Genomic DNA, 4,432 nt, shown 5'->3' on the forward strand with positions numbered 1-4,432 from the left:
CGCGCCGAAGGCGGGCAGGGTGTCGCGCGCAACGCCCAATGCGTCGGCCACCTGCGCGGTGGCGGCGTGCCCGGCCAGGCCGAACGCGGCAAGGAAGGCCGCAAAAAGCCCCGCCAGCACGTGGAACGTGACGGACGGGGCGTGGGAAACGTGGGCGGATTCGCGCCACTGGCCGGATTCAAGACAGATGGCCTGTACCGACAGCACTGTGGCGGCGGCCAGGGCCATGCCCGCGAAGGCCAAGGCCACGGCGTAGCCCCAGTGCCCGGCGGCAAAGGCGGCATGCAGGATGAAGGCCCGCCCGTCCGGCACGAGGAAGACGGAAAGCCCCATGCCCGCAAACATGGCGAACCCGAAGAACAGCCCCGTCAGGGGCAGCGCCGCGCGGATGCCGCGCAGGTCGTCCAGTCGGTCCGACCCCGCCGTGCGGGCAAGACGGACAAGGGTGAGCAGCGCAAGACACCGCGCCGCGAACTGGTAGATGAATTGGGTGGTTCCCCCGACCAGCCCGGCGCCATCGCCAAGGCCAAGGCCGAGAAGCGTGAGGCCGATGTCGGAAAGGCACATCAGGCCCAGCATGGTGAAGGGGCGTCGGCGTGCCGCTAGGGCCGACACGGCGCCGCCGAGCAACAGCAGTGCCCCCAGCATGGCCAGGAACGGCAGTTCGGCGACAGGCGGAGCGGTGGTCATGCGAGTCTCCGTCGTTGAGCGTGTATGGTGCAAATTGGTTGAACAACCAATTTGTGGCTCCACCTTATTTTGACTGGAGACTTCTTTCAACCCCCCTGATTGTGAATGAGTGGTACAAAACAGGGCACGACAAAGAAAAAAGCGTGTCCATGCCAATGTTTGACCGCGCGACCAATTTTTTTCGCCGTAGGAAAAAAAAATCGCAAGTTGATCGGATCATGCTGCAAGTACAAAAGATTTGCCAAAAAAGACGTCAGGCGCCTGATCTAATGCGGTGAAATGAATGTGACGCTTTGTGAAATGAGTAGCTAGTTGCGGTTTATTATGTGAGTAAACACTACAGGAAATCGCTGTTCATTACATCGGTCCGGATTCGGCTTTCAATGGCGGGCATGGGGGTGCCGTGTGGCGGACAGCCGTGCAGCACCATTGGCGTGATGTGGCCAGTGCCGTCGCCGGGTGCCCCGATGGGGGCTACCGGCGAACGGGCACCATTGTTTTGGCGGGGTGATGCACGGTGGCGTGACATTGCACGTTGCGTGGGGGTCTGCGTCGATGCGTTGCGTCAGGAGTTGGCAAGCAGCTTCAGCCCCGCAATGCCCGCCACGATGCACAGGATGCAGCCCAGGCGCGCGGCGGTTGCGGGCTCGCCGAACAGCACGATGCCGAGCAGCGCGGTGCCCACCGTGCCCACGCCGGTCCACACAGCGTAGGCGGTGCCCAGGGGCAGGTGGCGCAGGGCCACGGCCAGCAGGTACAGGCTGACGACCATGGCCGCCACGGTGAGCGCAGAGGGCACGAGGCGGGTGAAGCCCTGGGTGTACTTGAGCCCCACGGCCCAGCCCACTTCGAACAGTCCGGCGGCGAACAGGGTGATCCATGAACCGGTGGCGCCGGATGCACCGGCAAGGGAAGTGGCGATCGAAGTGAACATGGCGGGCATGGCGGCTCCTGTGCCGCGCGAACGCGGCAGGTTGCGGATAATAAAAAACCCGGCCGGGGCCGGGCATAAGGACAACACGCCATGGAGGGCGCAGTCCGTGTCATGCGACGCCCCGAACATACTCATGACGGAGGAAAAGGCAAGCCGCCCCGGCTTGCCGCCGCGTGAATGGCGGGGTATTCTACATACCATATCTTTATCATGCTCATGCGGAGGCAGGCGCACTTCGATGGCATATTTGGGGCACAGGGTACGCGTGGTCGCGACGGTTGTGCATGGCTTGGCCGTGTGCGCAGTGCTGGGGCTGGTCTGCATGGCGGCTTTTGGTGCGCACGGTGCGCGGGCCGCGCAGGAAACCGGCGTGACAGCCCGGCAGGTAACGGCGCCCGCGCAAGATGCCGACAAGCAAGATGCTGCCCGTCAGGACGCCGTCAGCCCAGACAACACCCGGCTGGCCACTGCCGACGAAGCGGCCCCCCCGGCAGCCGGATATGCGGCCAGCGCCCCTGCAGGACCGGAATTGCGCATCGGTTTCAGTACATCCTCTTTGCCGTATGTGGACATTGTCAACAAAAGCGGGCTGGAGCCCCGTCTGGTGGCCGCCGCCCTGAGCCGGTCCGGCTATCGCGTAGTGCCGGTGTTCCTGCCGCATGCGCGCGCCCTGGAACTGGTGCGCAAGGGCACGCTGGACGGCTGCGGTCCCGTGGGGCGCCATACCGACGTGGCTGGGCTGGCTCTGGGCGACATGTACCTGCAATACCGCAACGTGGCGGTATCGCTGGAAGCAGCCGGCCTGGAAATCAACACGCTGGCCGATCTGCGGGACCTGCCGGTGATGGCTTTCCACAACGCGCGGGTATTCATGGGGCCGGACTTCGCGGCCATGGCCGACGCCAACCCCCGCTACGAGGAACAGGTGGACCAGCGGGCCCAGGTGGAGGCGTTCTTTCAGCGGCATGACCGGGTTATTGTGGTGGATGAGCGCATCTTTGCCTTTCATCGCGCCCGGTTGGCAGCGCGGGGCGTGGGCGAGCCGGTGCGCATCCACCGCATCTTTCCGGCGCAGGACCGTTTTTTCGTGTTCCGCGACCCGGTCGTGCGCGATGCCTTTGACGCGGGGCTGCGGCAGTTGCAGGAGAGCGGGGAGTTTCGGCGGATGGTGCGCTAGGTGTGGTGGTTCGAATGAATCCTTTCGCCCGTTGGCTTCCGGCCTGACGAGGGCGGGACTTGCCCCCGTGTGCCCGGCTTGCCCCCGTGGCGCGCGGGGCGTATCCATGAATCGGCGTGTGCCCGCGCCCGATTGCGTCCGGTCGAGCCCATTCGCGCGCCAGCGCGGGCAATCCTTCCGCCGCCCCGTCACCCCGTCACCGTCCTGCGGGCAGGAGCCGCCATGCACTACGACATCGTCTTTCATTTCGACAACGGCCCGGCGGAACTGAACATCGCCATCAGCAACGTGCGCAACTACCACAAGGCGCTGGAGGGGGTGTCCTTCCGCAGCGTGCTGGTGGTCAACGGGCCGGGCATCCGGCTGATGGGCGCGGATGATCCGGACTTTGCCGAGCCGCTGCGCGAACTGCGCGCGCTGGGACTGGATATCCGCGTATGCGCCAACGCCATGCGCCACTTCGGTCTGGATGCCGTGTGGCTGAACCCCGCCTGCACTGTGGTGCCTGCGGGCATAGTGGAACTGGTGGACTTGCAGCGCAAGGGGTATGCCTACGTGAAGCCGTAGGGACCGTTCCGAATGGTCCTTTCGCCTGCTGGCTGGCCGCCCCGCAGGGTGTGTGGCGTTGTCGCCGGGCTGGTTGGCCCGTGCGCGCCACGGCCAGATTTCATCCGAGATACCAGGAGCACTGCCATGACGAAACAGGACACCACCGAGCAGAGCGCCGGGCGTCGGGAATCCGGCGGCCTTCAGGCCACGGGCAGGCTGGTGGACAGCCATCCCCTGCTGGCCCGGCTGACCGGGCAGGTGGTGTGGAATCTGGCGGAAGAGGCGGGCGCGGACGACGACGAATGCGGCCTGTTCATGGACCACTACGCCGCGTGGCGCGGATCGGCGCTGGCCGTGCTGGAACGGTTGCGCGATGCGCCGGGCGGCGGCCTGCGCCTGGTGGTGGACGACGGGGACCGGGCCGGTGCCTGCCCGGAATGCGTGGCCCTGCATGGCGTGGTGCTTGCGGGCACCCATCCGGACCTTGCTGCGTGGCTGCCCCCGTTCTCCATCGGCTGCCATTGCCGGGCCGAATACGTGGAAGCGGCGGAAATGGCCATGGCCGGTCCGCACTTGCCACCAGCGGGATTGCGGCCACCGACCCACCGGTTGTGCTGTCCGCGCCGCCCGCTGTCGCTGCTGCTGACGCAGTTGCAGGAGCACGAGGGGTAGCACGCCGAAGCCGGGTGTCGCATCTTGATCATGCAAACGAAAAAAGGGCTTGCCGATGTGCTCGGCAAGCCCGTTTTTGGCTGGTGGAGACGATGAGGATTGAACTCACGACCTCAGCATTGCGAACGCTGCGCTCTCCCAGTTGAGCTACGTCCCCAGTCAGGAGAAGGCTGTATATACCTGTTGCCGCCCGACTGCAAGGGGCCGGTGCGGAAAAATTTTGGCGGGAACGAGGGGGGAGGCACGGGCGGCGGGATGCGCCTGGGCAGTGCCGCTGGCCGCTATTCCAGCCCCAGCGCCTCGCACAGGGCGCGCACCCGGTGGCGGTAGGTGTGGCAGGACAGGATGTGCGCCCGCCATGCCGCCGCAAGATCGGCGCGCAGGGTCGGGTCGCCTTCCAGCCGGTGCAG

The 4,432-nt window shown here is 65.9% G+C and carries 5 protein-coding genes, 1 tRNA gene and 1 pseudogene; 3 read left to right on the plus strand and 4 right to left on the minus strand.

Going from position 1 to position 4,432, the window contains the following annotated elements; all coding sequences use genetic code 11:
• Both FVW27_RS08330 and sugE read right to left on the minus strand, forming a co-directional pair.
• A pseudogene (locus tag FVW27_RS08330) lies at window positions 1-690 on the minus strand (oxidoreductase); the annotation flags it as partial.
• Between the two features lie 565 nt (window positions 691-1,255).
• Window positions 1,256-1,624 carry a quaternary ammonium compound efflux SMR transporter SugE gene (gene sugE, locus FVW27_RS08335; protein WP_167124275.1) on the minus strand — a complete coding sequence of 123 codons (369 nt, stop codon included), beginning with the start codon at window positions 1,622-1,624 and terminating at the stop codon, window positions 1,256-1,258.
• 370 nt (window positions 1,625-1,994) lie between these two features.
• On the opposite strand from sugE, the gene FVW27_RS08340 reads away from it, so the two are divergent.
• From FVW27_RS08340 to FVW27_RS08350, 3 genes are all read left to right on the plus strand, one after another.
• On the plus strand, window positions 1,995-2,801 hold the full coding sequence (locus FVW27_RS08340) for a hypothetical protein (protein WP_341806111.1): 807 nt from the start codon (window positions 1,995-1,997) through the stop codon (window positions 2,799-2,801).
• 222 nt (window positions 2,802-3,023) lie between these two features.
• Window positions 3,024-3,368, plus strand: a complete 345-nt coding sequence (locus FVW27_RS08345; protein WP_167124270.1) for a DsrE family protein — start codon at window positions 3,024-3,026, stop codon at window positions 3,366-3,368.
• A 126-nt stretch (window positions 3,369-3,494) separates the two neighbouring features.
• Complete coding sequence (locus FVW27_RS08350) at window positions 3,495-4,022, plus strand: hypothetical protein (RefSeq protein WP_167124271.1); 528 nt, start codon at window positions 3,495-3,497, stop codon at window positions 4,020-4,022.
• Between the two features lie 81 nt (window positions 4,023-4,103).
• Here FVW27_RS08350 and FVW27_RS08355 read toward each other — a convergent pair.
• Both FVW27_RS08355 and FVW27_RS21180 read right to left on the minus strand, forming a co-directional pair.
• Window positions 4,104-4,179: transfer RNA gene (locus tag FVW27_RS08355), tRNA-Ala, on the minus strand.
• 124 nt (window positions 4,180-4,303) lie between these two features.
• Complete coding sequence (locus FVW27_RS21180; RefSeq protein WP_341806112.1) at window positions 4,304-4,432, minus strand: glycosyltransferase family protein; 129 nt, start codon at window positions 4,430-4,432, stop codon at window positions 4,304-4,306.

This window comes from Nitratidesulfovibrio liaohensis (assembly GCF_011682075.1).
In the GTDB taxonomy this organism is placed as follows: Bacteria; Desulfobacterota; Desulfovibrionia; order Desulfovibrionales; family Desulfovibrionaceae; genus Cupidesulfovibrio; species Cupidesulfovibrio liaohensis.

Coding starts and splice junctions, on each gene's coding strand:
- sugE (WP_167124275.1), bottom strand. CDS start 1,624: ATGTTCACTTCGATCGCCACTTCCCTTGCCGGTGCATCCGGCGCCACC.
- FVW27_RS08345 (WP_167124270.1), top strand. CDS start 3,024: ATGCACTACGACATCGTCTTTCATTTCGACAACGGCCCGGCGGAACTG.
- FVW27_RS08350 (WP_167124271.1), top strand. CDS start 3,495: ATGACGAAACAGGACACCACCGAGCAGAGCGCCGGGCGTCGGGAATCC.